13 protein-coding genes are annotated in these 18,263 nt (G+C 73.4%); 5 read left to right on the top strand and 8 right to left on the bottom strand.

All coding sequences use genetic code 11. From position 1 onward, the window contains the following. Nucleotides 1-224: 224 nt before the first annotated feature. The 6 genes from ACIF6L_RS06300 to hrcA form a co-directional block, all read right to left on the bottom strand. On the bottom strand, nucleotides 225-1,148 hold the full coding sequence (locus tag ACIF6L_RS06300) for a ribonuclease Z (protein ID WP_396487029.1): 924 nt from the start codon (nucleotides 1,146-1,148) through the stop codon (nucleotides 225-227). Between the two features lie 5 nt (nucleotides 1,149-1,153). Continuing rightward, nucleotides 1,154-1,507, bottom strand: a complete 354-nt coding sequence (locus ACIF6L_RS06295) for a histidine triad nucleotide-binding protein (RefSeq protein WP_329487584.1) — start codon at nucleotides 1,505-1,507, stop codon at nucleotides 1,154-1,156. Nucleotides 1,508-1,691: 184 nt separating this feature from the next. Continuing rightward, nucleotides 1,692-5,012, bottom strand: coding sequence for a PDZ domain-containing protein (locus ACIF6L_RS06290; protein ID WP_396487030.1), 3,321 nt, complete (start codon nucleotides 5,010-5,012; stop codon nucleotides 1,692-1,694). A gap of 126 nt (nucleotides 5,013-5,138) precedes the next feature. Beyond that, nucleotides 5,139-5,888, bottom strand: a complete 750-nt coding sequence (locus ACIF6L_RS06285) for a 16S rRNA (uracil(1498)-N(3))-methyltransferase (protein WP_352289089.1) — start codon at nucleotides 5,886-5,888, stop codon at nucleotides 5,139-5,141. A 90-nt stretch (nucleotides 5,889-5,978) separates the two neighbouring features. After that, nucleotides 5,979-7,118, bottom strand: coding sequence for a molecular chaperone DnaJ (gene dnaJ, locus ACIF6L_RS06280; protein WP_329487587.1), 1,140 nt, complete (start codon nucleotides 7,116-7,118; stop codon nucleotides 5,979-5,981). 76 nt (nucleotides 7,119-7,194) lie between these two features. Continuing rightward, the gene (gene hrcA, locus ACIF6L_RS06275; protein ID WP_396487031.1) at nucleotides 7,195-8,229 is read right to left on the bottom strand and encodes a heat-inducible transcriptional repressor HrcA; all 1,035 of its coding nucleotides are present in this window, start codon (nucleotides 8,227-8,229) and stop codon (nucleotides 7,195-7,197) included. A 260-nt stretch (nucleotides 8,230-8,489) separates the two neighbouring features. Between hrcA and htpX the strand changes: the two genes are divergently transcribed. The 3 genes from htpX to ACIF6L_RS06260 are packed head-to-tail and all read left to right on the top strand — an operon-like array spanning nucleotide 8,490 to nucleotide 10,889. Next, the gene (gene htpX, locus ACIF6L_RS06270) at nucleotides 8,490-9,410 is read left to right on the top strand and encodes a zinc metalloprotease HtpX (protein ID WP_352289092.1); all 921 of its coding nucleotides are present in this window, start codon (nucleotides 8,490-8,492) and stop codon (nucleotides 9,408-9,410) included. 29 nt (nucleotides 9,411-9,439) lie between these two features. Next, on the top strand, nucleotides 9,440-10,024 hold the full coding sequence (locus ACIF6L_RS06265) for a hypothetical protein (RefSeq protein ID WP_329487590.1): 585 nt from the start codon (nucleotides 9,440-9,442) through the stop codon (nucleotides 10,022-10,024). Nucleotides 10,025-10,055: 31 nt separating this feature from the next. Continuing rightward, nucleotides 10,056-10,889, top strand: a complete 834-nt coding sequence (locus tag ACIF6L_RS06260; protein WP_329487591.1) for a DUF3097 domain-containing protein — start codon at nucleotides 10,056-10,058, stop codon at nucleotides 10,887-10,889. 57 nt (nucleotides 10,890-10,946) lie between these two features. On the opposite strand, the gene hemW is transcribed toward ACIF6L_RS06260, so the two are convergent. Continuing rightward, nucleotides 10,947-12,176 (bottom strand): radical SAM family heme chaperone HemW, encoded by a 1,230-nt coding sequence (gene hemW / locus ACIF6L_RS06255; protein ID WP_329487592.1) that lies wholly within the window; start codon nucleotides 12,174-12,176, stop codon nucleotides 10,947-10,949. Between the two features lie 59 nt (nucleotides 12,177-12,235). Further along, on the bottom strand, nucleotides 12,236-14,158 hold the full coding sequence (locus ACIF6L_RS06250; protein ID WP_396487032.1) for an AMP-dependent synthetase/ligase: 1,923 nt from the start codon (nucleotides 14,156-14,158) through the stop codon (nucleotides 12,236-12,238). Between the two features lie 323 nt (nucleotides 14,159-14,481). Between ACIF6L_RS06250 and ACIF6L_RS06245 the strand changes: the two genes are divergently transcribed. Both ACIF6L_RS06245 and ACIF6L_RS06240 read left to right on the top strand, forming a co-directional pair. Beyond that, nucleotides 14,482-16,215 carry an ABC transporter ATP-binding protein gene (locus tag ACIF6L_RS06245; protein ID WP_329487594.1) on the top strand — a complete coding sequence of 578 codons (1,734 nt, stop codon included), beginning with the start codon at nucleotides 14,482-14,484 and terminating at the stop codon, nucleotides 16,213-16,215. 23 nt (nucleotides 16,216-16,238) lie between these two features. Continuing rightward, nucleotides 16,239-18,221, top strand: a complete 1,983-nt coding sequence (locus ACIF6L_RS06240; protein WP_396487130.1) for an ABC transporter ATP-binding protein — start codon at nucleotides 16,239-16,241, stop codon at nucleotides 18,219-18,221. Nucleotides 18,222-18,263: the final 42 nt, after the last annotated feature.

Genomic DNA, 18,263 nt, shown 5'->3' with positions numbered 1-18,263 from the left:
GTCGGCGCTGGGGCCTGCCTCATCCCAATCCGTGGTCTCGTGGTGCCGCGCGGTCCTTCCGGGGCACCAGGGTACGCCGCGAGCGTGATCGCTGCGGCGGGCGGCGGGGCCGCTCCCGACGATGCTGGGGCAGATCGCGGAGCGGCGCGAACGGTTTTCCGCCCGGGACCGGTGCCCCGCCCGGGCGCACGGCCACCGGCCCGCGGCTCCGCGCGCCCGGCCGCTCACGGCCGCCGGCGGGGCGGCACGGGCACCCGGGCGAGGTCCTCGGCGAGCACGACGGTGCCGTCGAAGTGCTTGCGGGCGTCGGCGAGGTGCTGGCCGAGGTCCGGGTAGCGCTGCGAGAAGTGGGTCAGCACCAGGGTGCCCGCGCCGGCCTCGGCGGCGACCTTGCCGGCCTGGCCGGCGGTGAGGTGGCCGTGCTCCTCGGCGAGCCGGGTGTCGGCGTCGGTGAAGGTGGACTCGATGACCAGCAGGTCGGCGCCCTCGGCGAGTTCGTGGACGCCCTCGCAGAGCCGGGTGTCCATCACGAAGGCGAACCGCTGGCCCCGGCGGAACTCGCTGACCTCGTCCAGGGTGACCCGCCGGCCGCCCGACTCGATCGCTCCCCGGTGCTGGAGCCGGCCGACGTCCGGGCCGGCGATGCCGAGCGCGGCCAGCCGCTCGGGCACCAGCCGGCGGCCGTCCGGCTCGGTGAGCCGGTAGCCGAAGGACTCGACGGGGTGCGAGAGCCGGACGGCGTCCAGCGCGAAGCGGGCGCCGGGCGCCGGCAGCGGCCCCGGCCCGTCGATCGGGCGGGGGCGCAGCACGGCGGTCTCGTGGAACGCGGTGGCGTGCCGCAGCCGCTCGAAGTAGACCTCCCCGGAGGCCGGGAAGTAGATGTCCACCGGGTGCGGGACGCGGTCCAGGTTGATCCGCTGGATCACCCCGGCGAGGCCCAGGCTGTGGTCGCCGTGGAAGTGGGTGACCGCGATCCGGGTGATCTGGGTGGCGGAGACCCCGGCGTGCAGCATCTGGCGCTGGGTGCCCTCGCCGGGGTCCAACAGCAGGCCCTCGCCGTCCCAGCGCAGCAGGTAGCCGTTGTGGTTGCGGTGCCGGGTCGGGACCTGGCTGGCCGTGCCGAGGACGACGAGTTCGCGCTGTGACACGTCGTTCAGACCATGCGCTCGTTCATCGGCATGCCGCCGAGCACGTGGACGTGGGCGTGGAAGACGGTCTGGCCCGCGCCCGCGCCGGTGTTGAAGATCAGCCGGTAGTCGTCGAGGCCCTCGTCCCGGGCGACCTCGCCGGCCTCGGCGAGCAGCTCACCGGCGATCCGCGGCTCGGCGGCGGCCAGCGCGGCGGCGTTCGGGTAGTGGGCGTGCGGGATGACCAGGACGTGGGTCGGAGCCTTCGGGGCGATGTCCCGGAAGGCGAGGACGCGCTCGGTCTTGCGCACCACGGTGGCCGGGATCTCGCCCGCCACGATCTTGCAGAACAGGCAGTCGGACTGCGGCTCGCCGGCCATCGGGGTCTCCTCGCGGTGTCGCACGGTGTCGGTCGGGGCGTACGGCCGCATGCTAGCCGAGCGGCCCGGTCGCCTGCTGGCAGTCGCGTCCGCCCCCCGCGGACCCGCCGTCCGCGGGGGGCGTACGGCCCGTGGGGGGTGCCCGGTCAGCTGCCCGGGCACCCCCGCGGGGCCCGCGCCCGTCCTACCCGGCGTCCTGCCCGGCGCCGTGCCCGCCCTCCTGCCCCGCGCCCCGCGGGGCGTCCGGCGCCGGGCCCTGCTCCCAGGGCAGCGGCGGCGGCGTGCTGCCCGGGGTCTCGGTCAGCGCCGCCAGGGCGATCCGGACGCCCTCGGCGAGCTGCGGGTCCTCCCCCGCGGCCCACTGGTGCGGCGCGACCGGCACCTCGACGTCCGGGTCGACGCCGTGGTTCTCCACGCCCCAGCCGTAGCCCTCCAGCCAGAACGCGTACTTCGGCTGGGTGACCAGGGTGCCGTCCACCAGGCTGTACTTGCTGTCGATGCCGATCACGCCGCCCCAGGTCCTCGTCCCGACCACCGGGCCGAGCTTCAGCGCCTGGATGGCGGCGTTGACGATGTCGCCGTCCGAGCCGGAGAACTCGTCGGCCAGCGCCACGATCGGCCCGCGCGGCGCGTCGCCGGGGTAGGGCACCGGGTTGGCGAGGTCCCGGGCGACCGTCCAGCCGACGATCCGCCGGGCCAGCTTCTCGATCACCAGCTGCGAGGTGTGGCCGCCGCGGTTCTCCCGGATGTCGACGATCACGCCCTCCCGGGCCATCTCCGACCGCAGGTCGCGGTGGATCTGGGCCCAGCCGGTGCTCTGCATGTCGGGGATGTGCAGGTAGCCGAGCCGCCCGCCGGACAGCTCCCGGACGGCGGCCCGCCGCCCGGCCACCCAGTCGTGGTAGCGCAGCGGCTCGTCGTCGTCGAGCGGGACGACCACCGGGTACCGGCGGTCGGTGCCGTCCTTGCCGGCCACGGTCAGCTCGACCGGTTGTCCGGCGGTGCCGGCCAGCAGCGGGGCCGGGCCGGCGGTCGCGTCCACCGGGCGGCCGTTGACGGCCAGCACCGCGTCGCCCGGGCGGACGGCGGCGCCCGGCGCGGCCAGCGGCGAGCGGGCCCGCGGGTCCGAGGACTCGCCGGGCAGGATCCGGGCGATCCGCCAGACCTCGCCGTCCTTGACCAGGTCGGCGCCGAGCTTGCCCTGCCGGCGGGCGGCCTCGGTGTGGATGCCGTAGGGCTGCACGTAGGCGTGCGAGGTGCCCAGCTCGCCGTGCACCTCCCAGAGCAGGTCGACCAGGTCGTCGTGCGAGCCGAGCCGCTCCACCAGCGGCCGGTAGCGGTCGAGGATCTCGGCCCAGGGCAGGCCGCCGAGGTCCGGGCGCCAGAAGTTGTCGCGCATCAGGCGGCCGTTCTCGTCGTACATCTGCCGCCACTCGGCGGCCGGGTCGACGGTCACCCGCAGCCGGTGCAGGTCGACGTCGATCTCGTCGTCGTCGCCCACCGCCTTGTGGTCGGCCGGGACGATCCGCAGCTCGCCCTCGTCCAGCACGGCGACCCGGGTGCCGTCGCCGCTGACCGCGAACTCGTCGAGCCCGTCGACCAGTTGCTCGACCCGGCGCTTGCGCAGGTCGAACCGCTCCAGGGTGGGGCGCGGCTGCTCGTCCTCCGGCGTGGCCGCGTCGTCGCCGAGCTCGCCGGTGAGCGGGATCCGCGTCCAGAGCACGCCGTCCTTGGCGGCCGCCAGCTCGCCGAACCGGCCGCCCTCGACCGGGAAGGGGATGATCCGGTCGGCGATCCCGTCCAGGTCGACCCGGGTGGCGGGCGGGGCGTCGGCCGCCCCCTCCTCGGTGTCCGCCTTCTTGCCCTTGGGCTCGTCGTCCTCCCCGCCGGCCGGCCGCCCGGCCCGGCGCGGGCCGAACGGGGAGGGGGTGTCGGCGGCCAGGGTGACCAGGTACGGGCGGCAGCCGTTGGGGAACGACAGGTCGAAGACGTGCGAGTCGTAGACCGGGTCGAAGTTGCGCACCGAGAGGAAGGCCAGGTGGCGGCCGTCGGCGGTGAAGGCCGGCGAGGTGTCGATGAAGCGCGCCGGGGTGACCTCGCCGACCGTGCGGGTGGCCAGGTTGGCCAGCACGATCTGGCGCAGCGACCAGGCCCCGAAGCCCGGGCTCGGCCGCGACCAGGCGAGCCAGGCGGAGTCCGGACTGAACGCCAGCCCGCTGACCTCGCCGTCCGTGCTGCGGTCCAGCTCGTGCACCGTCCCGTCGGCGAGCGACACCAGGAGGACCCGGCCGTCGTGCGCGCCGACCGCCGCCTGCTTGCCGTCCGGCGAGACCGCCAGCGCGCGGACCCGGCCCAGCTGTCCGCCGGCCAGCCGGCGGCGCTCCTCGCCGAGCACGGCGGGGGCGTACTCCACGGCGTCCTCGCCGTCGGCGTCGGTCACCCAGAGCACGCCCTGCGCACCGTCCTCGCCGGGCACCACGTGGGCCCGCCGGGCCCGGACGCCGGGCGTCTCGTCCAGCACCCGGGCGGGGCCCTCCCGGTGTGGCAGCCAGTGCACGCTGCCGCGCACCACCACGGCGCCGGCCCGGCCGGTGCGGTCGGGGGCGACGCTCTCCAGCCAGTGCGCGGCCGGCACCGGGCGGGGCCGCCGGCCGGCCCGGGGGCCAGCCGGCCGGACGTCCAGCCGGCGCGGCTCGGCGCCGTCGAGGTCGTCCAGCAGCCAGAGGTCACCGGCCCGGTGCCAGATCACCCGGGTGCCGTCGCTGGTCGCGCCGCGGGCGTAGAAGCCCTCCGGGGAGGTGGTGTGGCGGCGCAGGCCGCTGCCGTCGGGGAGGCTGGAGTAGAGCTCGCCGACGCCCTCGTGGTCGGCCAGGAAGGCGATCCGGGCGCCGCCGGGCGCGTCGACCCAGAGCGGCGCCTCGATGTGCCCGTCCAGCTCCTCGTGGACGCGGGCGAACCGCTCGGCGCCGATCCAGAGCTTGCCGACCCGGCCGCCCCGGTAGCGCTTCCACCGCGCGGGCTCCGCACCGGCCGCCGAGAGCAGCAGCACCCGGTCACCGCCCGGCTCGTACGCCACGCCGCCGACCGGCCCGTACGGCAGCCGCCGCGGCTCGCCGCCGTCCAGCGGTACGGCGTGGGCCCAGGTGCGGCGCAGGGTGGCCTGTCCGGCGGAGGTGGTGGCGACCGGGCTGCCGTCGGCCGTCCAGCCCTGCAGCTGCGTCTGGTCGCTGCCCCAGTACGTCAGCCGCCGGGACGGCCCGCCGTCCACCGGCGCGACGTGCACCTCGGGCGCGCCGTCCCGGGTGGAGACGAAGGCGATGTGCCGGCCGTCCGGCGAGAAGCGCGGGCGGCGGACCGGGACGTGATCGGCCGTCAGCCGCCAGGGCCGGCCGCCGTCCAGCGGGGCGAGCCAGACGTCGTTCTCCGCGACGAAGGTGATCAGGTCACCGTGCAGGTGCGGATGGCGCAGGTAGGCGCCGCCAGGGGTGCTCGGGGATTCGCTCACAGCCGCACCCTACGCACCCGCCGGGGCGGCGCGCCTCCGGTTTCGCGCAGGCCGCCCCCTACGGGGGACGAACCGCCGGGGAGCGAACCGCCGGGGGACGAACGGTCCGTGCGGCGACCGGCCCGCTCAGCCCCAGCGGCCGGTGCGGCCCAGCAGCAGGGCGCCGGCGGCCACTCCCGCGGTCGAGGTGCGCAGCACCGAGGACCCGAGCCGGTACGGCCTGGCACCGGCCTCGGCGAAGGCGGCCAGCTCCTCCGGGGAGACCCCGCCCTCGGGGCCGACCACCAGCACGATGTCCCCGCCGCCGGGCAGCGCGGCACCGGCCAGCGGCTCGGCGCCGTCCTCGTGCAGCACCGCGGCGAGCGCGGCCCCGGCCAGGACGGGCGCCAGCTGGCGGGTGGTGGCGAGTTCGCGGACCTCGGGGAAGCGCAGCCGGCGGGACTGCTTGCCCGCCTCGCGGGCGGTGGAGCGCCACTTCGCGAGCGCCTTGGCACCGCGCTCGCCCTTCCACTGGGTGATGCAGCGGGAGGCGGCCCAGGGGATCACCACGTCCACGCCGACCTCGGTCATGGTCTCCACCGCCAGCTCGCCGCGGTCGCCCTTGGGCAGCGCCTGGACGACGACGATCCGCGGCGCCGGCTCGGCCTCCCGGCGGACCGCGGCGACCGTCACCTCGACGGCGTCCTTGCCGTGCACGGCCGTGACGGTGCCGTCGGCGCCCAGGCCGAGCCCGTCGGCCAGGGTCACCGCCTCGCCCGGCTCCAGCCGCTTCACGGCGGCGGCGTGCCGCCCCTCCGGGCCGTCCAGCCGGACCACCGCGCCGGGGGCGGCGGAGGCGAGCTGCGCGGTCTCGACGACGAACACGGGCGCGGTCATGGCGGTTCCTGGAGTGGGGGTGGGGGGACGGACGGGGGAACGACGGCGCCCGGTGACCCGCCGGGAGCGGGGCACCGGGCGCCGGTACGGTCAGCGGCCGTTGAAGGCGTCCTTCAGCCGGGAGAACAGCCCCTGCTGGCCCGGCGCGAACTGCCCGGAGGGCCGCTCCTCGCCGCGCAGCACCGCGAGCCGGCGCAGCAGGTCCTCCTGCTCGGGGTCGAGCTTGGTGGGCGTCTGCACCTCGACGTGCACTATCAAGTCGCCCCGGCCGCCGCCGCGCAGATGGGTGATGCCGCGGGCGTGCAGCGGGATCGACTGGCCGGACTGGGTGCCGGGCCGGATGTCGACCTCCTCCAGCCCGTCCAGGGTCTGCAGCGGCACCTGGGTGCCGAGCGAGGCGGCCGTCATCGGGATGGTGACCGTGCAGTGCAGGTCGTCGCCGCGGCGCTGGAAGGTCGGGTGGGTGCTCTCGGCGATCTCGACGTAGAGGTCGCCGGCCGGGCCGCCACCGGGGCCGACCTCGCCCTCGCCGGCCAGCTGGATCCGGGTGCCGTTGTCGACACCGGCCGGGATCTTCACGGTCAGGGTGCGGCGGGCCCGCACGCGGCCGTCGCCGGCGCACTCCGGGCACGGGGTCGGCACGACGGTGCCGAAGCCCTGGCACTGCGGGCAGGGCCGGGAGGTCATGACCTGGCCCAGGAAGGACCGGGTGACCTGGGAGACCTCGCCCTTGCCGCGACACATGTCACAGGTCTGCGCGGAGGTGCCGGGGGCGGCGCCCTCGCCGCTGCACGTGGTGCAGGTGACGGCGGTGTCGACCTGGAGTTCCTTGGTGGTGCCGAACGCGGCCTCCTCCAGGGTGATCTCCAGCCGGATCATGGCGTCCTGGCCGCGCCGGGTGCGCGAGCGCGGGCCGCGCTGACCGGCGGCCGCGCCGAAGAACGCGTCCATGATGTCGGAGAAGCCGAACCCGGCCGCGCCCGCGCCGAAGCCGCCCGCGCCTCCGCCGTTGGGCGAGAGGGGATCCCCGCCGAGGTCGTAGACCTGCCGCTTCTGCGGGTCGGAGAGGACCTCGTAGGCGGCGTTGATCTCCTTGAACCGCTCCTGCGTCTTCGGGTCGGGGTTGACGTCCGGGTGCAGTTCGCGCGCCAGGCGCCGGAACGCCTTCTTGATCTCGTCCTGCCCCGCATCCCGTCGGACGCCGAGTACCGCGTAGTAGTCCGTGGCCACCAAATGCTCCGCTTGTTCCGCCTGTAGAAGTGCTTGCGACTGGTACCGGTGTCACCTGTGTGACACCGGTCGTTCCCTACGACTCGGCCAGGATCTGGCCCACGTACCGTGCCACCGCTCGCACCGCCCCCATTGTGCCCGGATAGTCCATCCGGGTCGGACCGATCACACCCAGTTTGGCCACGCTCTCGTCGCCCGAACCGTAACCGACCGAGACGACCGAGGTGGAATTGAGCCCTTCGTACGCGTTCTCCCGGCCGATCCGGACCGTCATCCCGGCGTCCGCCGTCTCACCCAGGAGGCGCAGCAGGACGACCTGCTCCTCCAGCGCCTCCAGCACCGGCTGGATGGTGAGCGGGAAGTCGTGGCCGAAGCGGGTCAGGTTGGCCGTGCCGGCCAGCATGATCCGCTCCTCGTTCTGCTCGGCGAGCGCCTCGAAGAGCGTCGCCAGGACGACGGTGACGGCCGGCCGGTCCACCGCCTCGAACATCGCCGGGAGCTCGTCCAGCAGCCCCGGCACGTCGGGCAGCCGCACGCCGACGGCCCTCGTGTTGATCTTGGCACGGAGGTCCGCGAGGACCACCTCGCCGACCGGACCCGGGCAGTCGACCATCCGCTGCTCGACCCGGCCGGTGTTGGTGATCAGGACCAGCATGACCTTGGCCGGAGCGAGTGCGACCAGCTCGATGTGGCGCACCGTGGACCGGGAGAGCGAGGGGTACTGGACCACCGCCACCTGCCGGGTGAGCTGGGCGAGCAGCCGGACCGTGCGGGCGACCACGTCGTCCAGGTCCACCGCGCCGTCCAGGAAGTGCCGGATCGCCCGCCGCTCGGGCGCGCTCATCGGCTTGACCTCGGCGAGCCGGTCGACGAAGAGGCGGTACCCCTTGTCGGTGGGGATCCGCCCGGCGCTGGTGTGCGGCTGGTGGATGAAGCCGTCCTCCTCCAGCGCGGCCATGTCGTTGCGGACGGTGGCCGGGGAGACCCCGAGGTTGTGGCGTTCGACGAGAGCCTTGGAGCCGACCGGCTCCTCGGTGCCCACGTAGTCCTGGACGATGGCGCGGAGCACGGCGAGCTTGCGTTCGTCGAGCTGGCGGACCTCACCGGCCATGGGGCACGCACCTCCCTCTTCGCACGTTGTCCGTGGTGACGTGTGTCGTTCCGGCATGGTGCGGTCCGCCGGGCGGACCGCGGCCTTTGGCACTCTGAACAGAGGAGTGCCAGAACCGTACCTGCCAGTGTAAGGCCCGGGTCCGACGGCAGGAACGGCACCGCCGGGGTGATCCTGCCCGCATCGCGCGGCGCGCGGGTGATGCCGCGGGACCGGCCGGGTGGCAGCATCGATAGCGAACGGCGAACGGAGGACCAGCGATGTCGACCTCGGGCCAGCCCACCCGCTTCGCCCCGGACCGCGGCCTGACCGGCCGGATGGTCGGGACCATGTTCGTGATCGGGCTCCTGTACGTGGGTTTCACCGGCCTGCTGATCGCGCTGCTGCGCGGCGCCTGGCCACTGATCGTGCTGATCTCCGGCGGGCTGTTCGTGGCCCAGTTCTGGTTCAGCGACAAGATCACCGAACGGGCGATGGGCGCCCACCGGGTGACCCCGGAGCAGTACCCCCAGCTGCACGGCACCGTCGACCGGCTCTGCGCCCTCGCCGACATGCCCAAACCCCGGGTGGCGGTCGCCGACAACGACATGCCGAACGCCTTCGCGACCGGCCGCAACCCGCAGAACGCGGTGGTCTGCGTCACCACCGGGCTGCTGCGGCGGCTGGAACCGGAGGAACTGGAGGGCGTCCTGGCGCACGAGCTGTCGCACGTCGCCCACCGGGACGTCGCGGTGATGACCATCGCCGGCTTCCTCGGCGTACTGGCCGGGGCGATGACCCGGATCGCGATGTACGGCGGCTTCATGGGCGGCGGCCGCAACAGCAACGACTCCAACGCCGCGATCGCCGCGCTGGTCATCCCGCTGGTGTCGGTGGTGGTGTACGCGATCAGCTTCCTGCTGACCCGGCTGCTCTCCCGCTACCGGGAGCTGGCCGCCGACCGGGCCGCCGCCCAGCTCACCGGCCGGCCCAGCGCACTGGCCTCGGCGCTCACCAAGGTGACCGGCCAGATCGCCGCGATCCCGACCAAGGACCTGCGCCAGGCCCAGCCGTACAACGCCTTCTACTTCGCCCCCGCGCTGAGCGCCCGGGAGGCCGCCTCGCAGCTGTTCTCCACCCACCCCTCGCTGGAGAAGCGGCTGGAGCAGCTGGCGAAGATCTCCACCCAGCTCGGCCGCTGAGCCGACGACACGCCCCGGAGGGGACCGCCGTGGGAATCCTGGACGCACTGTTCGGCCGCACCAAGCCCGTCCGGCCCGACCTCGACCAGCTGTTCGGCGTGCCCTCGGCCGCGCTGACCCTGGAGGCGGCGGCCGGCTTCCGGCCGACCGGCGTCGGGTCGGTCTGCTTTTCCTCGGTCGAGGGCGGCGCCTTCGTCGAGGTCGAGCGGCAGGTCCGGGCCCTGCTGGACGCCGACACCGAGCGCGGCGGCGTCCCGGTGGAGGCCTCCAAGGACGCCTACGGCTACTCCTGGCTGCTCGCCCGGCACACCCCCGAGGAGTTGCCGGAGCTGGTCAACGACCTGCACGCGGTCAACAGCGAGCTGGAGGGGAACGGCTTCGGCCCGCAGCTGCTCTGCTCGCTGGTGGCCTTCCGCGGCGCCGAGGGGCAGCCGCTGGCGCTGGTCTACCTGTACAAGCGCGGCACCTTCTACCCGTTCGCGCCGGTGCCGGGCGGCGGGGAGAAGCGCGACAGCCCGCTGGAACTGCAGGTCAACGCCATGCTGGGGAACGACCTGCGGCTGGAGAAGGACCTCACCCGCTGGTTCCCGGTCTGGGGCGCGCCGGGCCTGTGACGCCCCGTCGGGCCTGCCTATAGTCACCTGCATGCGCAGCCGCCAGTACGGACCCGACCTCACCCCGCCGTGGAAGCGGCAGCAGCCCGCCCCCGAGGTGCCCGCCGACCGGGACCTCGTGGTCGAGGAGGCCGCGACCGGCTTCTGCGGCGCGGTGGTGCGCTGCGAGAAGACCGCCGAGGGGTTCACCGTCACCCTGGAGGACCGGTTCGGCAAGCGGCGGGTGTTCCCGCTGGTGCCGCGCGGCTTCCTGCTGGAGGGCCGGACCGTCACCCTGGTCCGCCCCGCCGCCGCGGCGCCGGCTCCCCCGCGCGCGCCGGGCCGGACGGCCTCCGGCTCGGTCGCCGTCCCCGGAGCGCGGGCCCGGGTGGCCCGGGAGTCGCGGATCTACGTCGAGGGGCGGCACGACGCCGAACTGGTCGAGCGGGTCTGGGGGGACGACCTGCGGATCGAGGGCGTCGTCGTCGAGTACCTGGAGGGCATCGACGACCTGCCCGCGATCGTCGCCGACTTCGCCCCCGGCCCCGGCCGCCGGCTCGGCGTCCTGGTCGACCACCTGCTCCCCGGCACCAAGGAGCACCGGATCGCCGCCCGGGTCACCGGCGACGCCGTGCTGGTCGTCGGCCACCCGTACATCGACGTCTGGCAGGCCGTGAAGCCCTCCTCCGTCGGCATCCCCGGCTGGCCGGACGTCCCGTACGGCGAGGACTGGAAGGGGGGCGTCTGCCGCCGCCTCGGCTGGCCGGCCGACACCCCCGCCGCGTGGAAGCGGATCCTCGCCTCGGTCGACTCCTTCAAGGACCTGGAGCCCGCCCTCCTGGCGAAGGTCGAGGAACTGATCGACTTCGTCACCCTGGAGGACTGACCGGTCAGCCGTGGGCCCGCGACCGCGAGCCGGCGGCTGACACCACGGCAACGACTCTCAGTCCACCAGGTCGCGGACCACGGCGTCGGCCAGGAGGCGGCCCTGGAGGGTCAGGGTGGCCCGGCCGCGCTCATGGGTGGTGCGGTCGAGCAGGCCGTCGGCGAGGTGCCGGTCGGCGGCCGCGCGGCCGGTCGCCGTGAGCAGGTCCAGCGGGATGCCCTCGGCGAGGCGCAGTTCGAGCAGGATGCGCTCGACCCGGCGGTCCTCGTCGGTGAGCCGCTCGCGGCCCTGGGCCGGGGTGCGGCGCTCGGCGAGGGCGCGGGCGTAGCCGGCCGGGTGCTTGGCGTTCCACCAGCGGACGCCGCCGACGTGGCTGTGCGCGCCGGGGCCGGCGCCCCACCAGTCGCCGCCGGTCCAGTAGAGCTCGTTGTGGCGGCAGCGGCCCTGCGGGGTGGTGGCCCAGTTGGAGACCTCGTACCAGGAGTAGCCGGCGGCGGCGAGCGCCTGCTCGGCGATCAGGTAGCGGTCGGCGTGCACGTCGTCGTCGATCATCGGCAGCTCGCCGCGCTTGACCCGGGCGGCCAGCTTGGTGCCGTCCTCGACGATCAGCGAGTAGGCCGAGACGTGGTCCGGCCCGGCGCCGATCGCGGCGTCCAGGGAGGCCCGCCAGTCGTCGTCGGACTCGCCGGGGGTGCCGTAGATGAGGTCCAGGTTGACGTGCTCGAAGCCGGCCGCGCGGGCCTCGGCCACGCAGGCCTCCGGGCGGCCCGGGGTGTGGTGGCGGTCGAGCAGCCGCAGGACGTGCGGCCGGGCGCTCTGCATGCCGAAGGAGACCCGGTTGTAGCCGCCCTCGCGCAGTTCGGCGAGGTAGGCCGGGTCGACCGACTCGGGGTTGGCCTCGGTGGTCACCTCGGCGTCGTCGGCGAGCCCGAACTCCGCCCGGATCGCCGCCAGCATCTTCACCAGGTCCCGGGCGGGCAGCAGGGTGGGCGTGCCGCCGCCGAGGAAGACGGTCCGCACGGGCAGGTCGGTGTCGCCGAGGACCTCGCGGGCCAGTCGGATCTCGGCGACCACGTTGTCGGCGTAGGTCTCCTGGGAGGCGACGGCGCCGGAGGAGCGCAGCTCGGTGGCGGTGTAGGTGTTGAAGTCGCAGTAGCCGCAGCGGCTCGCGCAGTACGGCACGTGCAGGTAGAAGCCGAACGGCCGCGACCCGAGCCCGGCGAGGGCGTGCGCGGGCAGGGAACCGTCGGACGGCACGGGTTCGCCGTCGGGGAGTGCGGAGGGCATGACCCCATTGTCCCGTACGGCCACGGTGATCATCGAGGCCGTACGGGACGACGGACGGATCAGGCCTCGTTCGCGCCCGCGTACATCTCGGTGACGGCGTCCGCGTACGTCCGCTCGACCACCGGGCGCTTGATCTTCAGGCTCGGCGTCAGCTCGCCGTGCTCGATGTCCAGGTCGCGCGGGAGGAGGGTGAACTTCTTGATCGTCTGCCAGCGCTGGAGGTCGCCGTTGAGGCGCTGCACGAAGCCGTCGACCAGCTGGTGCACCTTCGGGTCGCCGACCACCTCGGCGTAGGACTTGCCGGCCAGGCCGTGCTCGGCCGCCCACGGCATGATCACCGACTCGTCCAGGCCGATCAGCGCGGTGCAGTAGTTGCGGCCGTTGCCGATCACCAGGATGTTGCTGACGAACGGGCAGACCGCCTTGAACTTGCCCTCCACCTCGCTCGGGGCGACGTACTTGCCGCCGGAGGTCTTGAACATGTCCTTCTTGCGGTCGGTGATCCGCAGGAAGCCGTCCTGGCCGATCTCGCCGATGTCCTCGGTGTGGAACCAGCCGTCCGGCTCCAGCACCTCGGCGGTCTTCTCCGGCAGGTTGTGGTAGCCGCGCATGACGCCGGGGCCGCGCAGCAGGATCTCGCCGTCCTCGGCGATCCGGATCTCGCTGCCGGGCAGCACGGTGCCGATGGTGCCGACCCGGAGGTCCTCGGCGGGGTTGACGCAGATCCCGGCCGAGCTCTCGGTCAGGCCGTAGCCCTCCAGGACGGGCACGCCGACGCCGGCGAAGAAGTAGCCGATCTCGGGTGCCAGCGCGGCACTGCCGGAGACCGAGCCGCGCATCCGCCCGCCGAACGCGGCCCGGATCTTGGCGTACACCAGCTTGTCGGCCAGCGCGTGCCGCACCCGCAGCCCCAGCGGGGCGCTGTCGTGCCCGGTGGCGATCCGGTTGGCCTGGGTGACCCGGGCGTAGTCGCGGGCGGTCTTCGCCGCCCACATGAAGATCTTGTACTTGGCGCCGCCCTCGGCCCGGGCCTTGCCGGCGATGCCGTTGTAGACCTTCTCGAAGATGCGCGGCGCCGAGGCCATCATGGTCGGGCGGATCACCGGCAGGTTGTGGATGATCCGGTCCACCCGGCCGTCCAGCGCCATCACGTGACCGGTGGCGATCTGGCCGCAGATCAGGCTCTTGCCGAACACGTGCGACAGCGGCAGCCACATGAACTGCACGTCGTCCGCGCGCAGCAGCCCGCTCTCCTCCTGCGCCCGCCCCTGGTACGCCCAGCAGTCGTGGACCAGCCGCACGCCCTTGGGGCGGCCGGTGGTGCCGGAGGTGTAGATCAGGGTGGCCAGCTGCTCCTTGTCGAGCGCGTCGACGGCCTGCCGCACGGCGTCCGGGTGCTGCTCCAGGTACTCGGTGCCGAGCTGCTCCAGGTCGGCCAGGGTGAGCACGTTCAGCCCGGGCGCCCCGGCGACCGGGCCGGTGCCGTCGAAGAGGACGGCGGTGCGCAGCTCGGGCAGCTGGCCGAGCTCGCCGACGACCTTGGCGAGCTGCTTCTCGTTCTCGACGAAGATCGCCCTGGAGCCCGAGTCGGAGAGGATGTAGGCCGTCTCGTCGGCGTTGGTGCTCGGGTAGACGGCCGTGGTGGCCGCCCCCGCGCACATGTTGCCGAGGTCGGCGATGACCCACTCCAGCCGGGTGGAGGACATCAGCGCGACCCGGTCCTCCGGGCTGATGCCCAGCGACAGCAGGCCGGCGGCCACCGCGTACACCCGGGTGGCGGTCTGCGCCCAGGTCAGCGAACGCCACTGCTCGGCGCCGGGGGCGCCGTCCGCCGCGTGCTCGTCCACCGGGACGGGGAAGCGGTAGGCCTCACCCGCCGGCGTGGCGGCGACCCGCTCCAGGAACAGGTGGGCGACGGAGGCGGGCCGCCCGGCGACGATGTCGGCACGGCCGGAGTCGATCAGGGACTGCGCGGAACTCAACGAGGACCTCCGGGGGCGGGTGGCCGTCTGAGGGATGTCGCGGCGCCCGTGGGGGCGGTCGCCGGGCCCCCGGGCAATCGATCCGATACCGGTGAGTAACAAGGGGGCAATCAGCAGCCTAGGGGGAAACCGGTCATTCCGTAAGAGGGTGAGGACAGCTGGCACACTGTCGAGCCGCCGGTGCACGGCGCAACCGGGCCCGCCGGTGCGTTCAGCAAAGGACTGGACAAACCTCGGGGCGCGGGGCCGGAATCAACTGTGCGAGTCCACAGAAGCATGAGAATTGGGATGCGAACCCCACTGCCGAAGACAAGAGTGTGCCAGTGCTGATCAGACTGCTGAGGGCGTACCTGCGCCCGTACTCCCGACCGATCTCCCTGCTGGTGCTCCTCCAGCTGGTGTCCACGCTCGCCCTGCTCTACCTGCCGACGCTGAACGCCGACATCATCGACCAGGGCGTGGTCAAGGGCGACACCGGTTACATCCTGCGCATCGGCGGTGTGATGATCGCCGTCACCGTCGCCCAGGCGCTCTGCTCGATCGGTGCCGTCTTCTACGGCGCGCGCACCGCCATGGCGTTCGGCCGGGACGTCCGGGCCGCCGTCTTCGACCGGGTGCAGACCTTCTCCGCCCGCGAGGTCGGCTCCTTCGGCGCCCCCTCCCTGATCACCCGGACGACCAACGACGTCCAGCAGGTCCAGATGCTGGCCCTGATGACCTTCACCCTGATGGTCGCCGCGCCGATCATGTGCGTCGGCGGCATCGTCATGGCGCTCAACCAGGACGTGCCGCTCTCCGCGCTGCTGCTGGCCGTCGTCCCCCTGCTGGGCGTCGTGGTCGCCCTGCTCGTCCGCGCGCTGCGCCCGAAGTTCCGCAGCATGCAGAAGAAGATCGACACGGTGAACCGGGTCCTGCGCGAGCAGATCACCGGCATCCGGGTCATCCGCGCCTTCGTCAAGGACGACCACGAGCAGGCCCGGTTCGCCGGCGCCAACCGGGACCTGACCGGCGTCGCCCTCCAGGTCGGCCAGCTGATGTCGTTCATGTTCCCGGCCGTGATGCTGGTGGTGAACGCCTCCAGCGTCGCCGTGCTCTGGTTCGGCGCCATGCGCATCGACAGCGGCGGCATGGAGATCGGCGGACTGACCGCCTTCCTCTCCTACCTGATGCAGATCCTGATGAGCGTCATGATGGCGACCTTCATGTTCATGATGGTGCCGCGCGCCGAGGTCTGCGCCGAGCGCATCCAGGAGGTCCTGGACACCAGCTCCAGCGTCGTCCCGCCGGCCACCCCCGTCACCGAACTCCTGGCCCGGGGCAAGCTCGAACTGCGCGCCGTCGAGTTCCGCTACCCCGGCGCCGAGGCCTCCGTCCTGCGCGGCGTCGACATCACCGCCCGCCCCGGCGAGACCACCGCCGTCATCGGCTCCACCGGCAGCGGCAAGTCCACCCTGCTCGGCCTCGTCCCCCGGCTCTTCGACGCCACCGCCGGACAGGTCCTGCTGGACGGCGTGGACGTCCGTGAACTCGCCCCCGAGACGATCGCCGAGACCGTCGGCCTCGTCCCGCAGAAGCCCTACCTGTTCACCGGCACCGTCGCCAGCAACCTGCGCTACGGCCGGCCCGACGCCACCGACGAGGAGCTCTGGCACGCCCTGGAGGTCGCCCAGGCCAAGGAGTTCGTCGAGCGCTTCCCCGAGGGCCTCGACGCGCCCATCGCCCAGGGCGGCAGCAACGTCTCCGGCGGCCAGCGCCAGCGCCTGGCGATCGCCCGCGCGCTCGTCCGCAAGCCCGGCGTCTACCTGTTCGACGACTCGTTCTCGGCGCTGGACTACGCCACCGACGCCAGGCTGCGCAGGGCCCTCTCCCGGGAGACCGCCGACGCCACCGTGCTGATCGTCGCCCAGCGCGTCTCCACCATCCGCGACGCCGACCGGATCGTCGTCCTGGACGAGGGCGCGGTCGTCGGCAGCGGCACCCACGGCGAACTGATGGCCGACAACCCGACGTACCGGGAGATCGTGCTCTCCCAGCTCACCGAGCAGGAGGCGGCGTGACCACCCCGCAGAAGAAGGCGCCCATGACGAAGGGCCCCGGCTCCGGCGAGGTGCCCAGCGACTCGCAGGCCGCCGCCGCCCGCCGCGGCCCAGCCGGCCCCGGCCGGTTCATGGGCGGCCAGGGCTCCGAGAAGTCGATGGACTTCAAGGGCTCGGGCAAGCGGCTGCTCGCCCTGCTCCGCCCCGAACGCGCCCTGCTCAGCGGCGTGCTGGCCCTCGGCGTGCTCAGCATCGGCTGCGCCGTGACCGGGCCCAAGGTGCTCGGCAGGGCCACCGACCTGATCTTCGCCGGCGTGGTCGGCCAGCAGTTCCCGGCCGGCATCTCCAAGGCGCAGGCCGTCGCGGACGTGCGGGCGCACGACGGCGGCGCCGCCGACCTGCTCTCCGCGGTCGACTTCACCCCCGGCCAGCACATGGACTTCGGCGCGATCGGCACCGTGCTGCTCTGGGTGCTGGCGATCTACGTCGCCTCCGCCGCCTTCGGCATCGTCCAGGGCCGGCTCGCCACCAAGGCGATCCAGCGGGCCAGCTACCGGCTGCGCCAGGACGTCGAGTCCAAGCTCGCCCGGCTGCCGCTCAGCTACTTCGACAAGCAGCCCCGCGGCGAGGTGCTCAGCCGGGTCACCAACGACATCGACAACATCGGCCAGTCCATGCAGCAGACCATGGGCCAGGTGGTGAACTCACTGCTCACCGTGGTCGGCGTGCTCGCCATGATGTTCTGGATCTCCCCGCTGCTCGCCCTGATCGCCCTGATCTCCGTCCCGCTGTCGGTCGTGGTGGCGACCAGGGTCGGCAAGCGGGCGCAGCCGCAGTTCGTCCAGCAGTGGAAGTCCACCGGGCAGCTGAACGCGCACATCGAGGAGATGTACACCGGCCACGCCCTGGTGAAGGTCTTCGGCCGGCAGAAGGAGTCCGCCGAGACCTTCCGGGAGCACAACGAGGCGCTGTACACGGCCAGCTTCCGGGCCCAGTTCATCTCCGGCATCATCCAGCCCGCGATGATGCTGATCGGCAACCTGCAGTACGTGCTGGTGGCCGTCGTCGGCGGCCTGCGGGTCGCCGGCGGCGCGCTGTCGATCGGCGACGTGCAGGCGTTCATCCAGTACTCGCGGCAGTTCAGCCAGCCGCTCACCCAGGTCGCCAGCATGGCCAACCTGGTGCAGTCCGGCGTCGCCTCCGCCGAGCGCGTCTTCGAGCTGCTGGACGCGCCCGAGCAGACCCCTGAGCCGGCCATGCCGGAACGCCCCGACGCGATCCGCGGCCGGGTCGCCTTCCAGGACGTCTCCTTCCGCTACGACCCCGACAAGCCGCTCATCGACGACCTCTCGCTGAAGGTCGAACCGGGCCAGACCGTCGCCATCGTCGGCCCGACCGGCGCCGGCAAGACCACCCTGGTCAACCTGCTGATGCGGTTCTACGAGGTCAGCGGCGGGCGGATCACCCTGGACGGGGTCGACATCGCGGCGATGTCCCGCGAGGACCTCCGCTCCGGCATCGGCATGGTCCTCCAGGACACCTGGCTGTTCGGCGGCACCATCGCCGAGAACATCGCCTACGGCGCCCAGGGCGCCACCCACGAGCAGGTCGTCGAGGCGGCCAGGGCCGCCCACGTGGACCGCTTCGTCCGGACCCTGCCGAACGGCTACGACACCGTCATCGACGACGAGGGCACCGGCGTCAGCACCGGCGAGAAGCAGCTGATCACCATCGCCCGGGCGTTCCTGGCGCAGCCGTCGATCCTGGTCCTGGACGAGGCGACCAGCTCGGTCGACACCCGGACCGAGGTGCTGATCCAGCGCGCCATGGCCCGGCTGCGCACCGGCCGCACCAGCTTCGTGATCGCCCACCGGCTCTCCACCATCCGGGACGCCGACGTGATCCTGGTGATGGAGAGCGGCTCGATCGTCGAACAGGGCACGCACGACGAGCTGATCGCCGCCGAGGGCGCGTACGCCCGCCTGTACCAGGCGCAGTTCGCCGAGGCCGTCGCCGAGGTGGACTGACCGGCGGGCCGCACCGGAGGGGGAGGTCGGGGTCACCCGGCC

Source organism: Kitasatospora sp. NPDC086009, from assembly GCF_044540385.1.
Lineage (GTDB): Bacteria > Actinomycetota > Actinomycetes > Streptomycetales > Streptomycetaceae > Kitasatospora.
The sequence above is the reverse complement of the archived record's forward strand: the minus strand, read 5'-3'. Positions and strand labels throughout refer to the sequence as shown.

Excerpts from the sequence above, each read along its gene's own strand:
- ACIF6L_RS06295 (WP_329487584.1), bottom strand. The coding sequence starts at position 1,507 with ATGGCCGGCGAGCCGCAGTCCGACTGCCTGTTCTGCAAGATCGTGGCG.
- ACIF6L_RS06285 (WP_352289089.1), bottom strand. The coding sequence starts at position 5,888 with ATGACCGCGCCCGTGTTCGTCGTCGAGACCGCGCAGCTCGCCTCCGCC.
- hrcA (WP_396487031.1), bottom strand. The coding sequence starts at position 8,229 with ATGGCCGGTGAGGTCCGCCAGCTCGACGAACGCAAGCTCGCCGTGCTC.
- htpX (WP_352289092.1), top strand. The coding sequence starts at position 8,490 with ATGTCGACCTCGGGCCAGCCCACCCGCTTCGCCCCGGACCGCGGCCTG.
- ACIF6L_RS06260 (WP_329487591.1), top strand. The coding sequence starts at position 10,056 with ATGCGCAGCCGCCAGTACGGACCCGACCTCACCCCGCCGTGGAAGCGG.
- hemW (WP_329487592.1), bottom strand. The coding sequence starts at position 12,176 with ATGCCCTCCGCACTCCCCGACGGCGAACCCGTGCCGTCCGACGGTTCC.
- ACIF6L_RS06240 (WP_396487130.1), top strand. The coding sequence starts at position 16,239 with ATGACGAAGGGCCCCGGCTCCGGCGAGGTGCCCAGCGACTCGCAGGCC.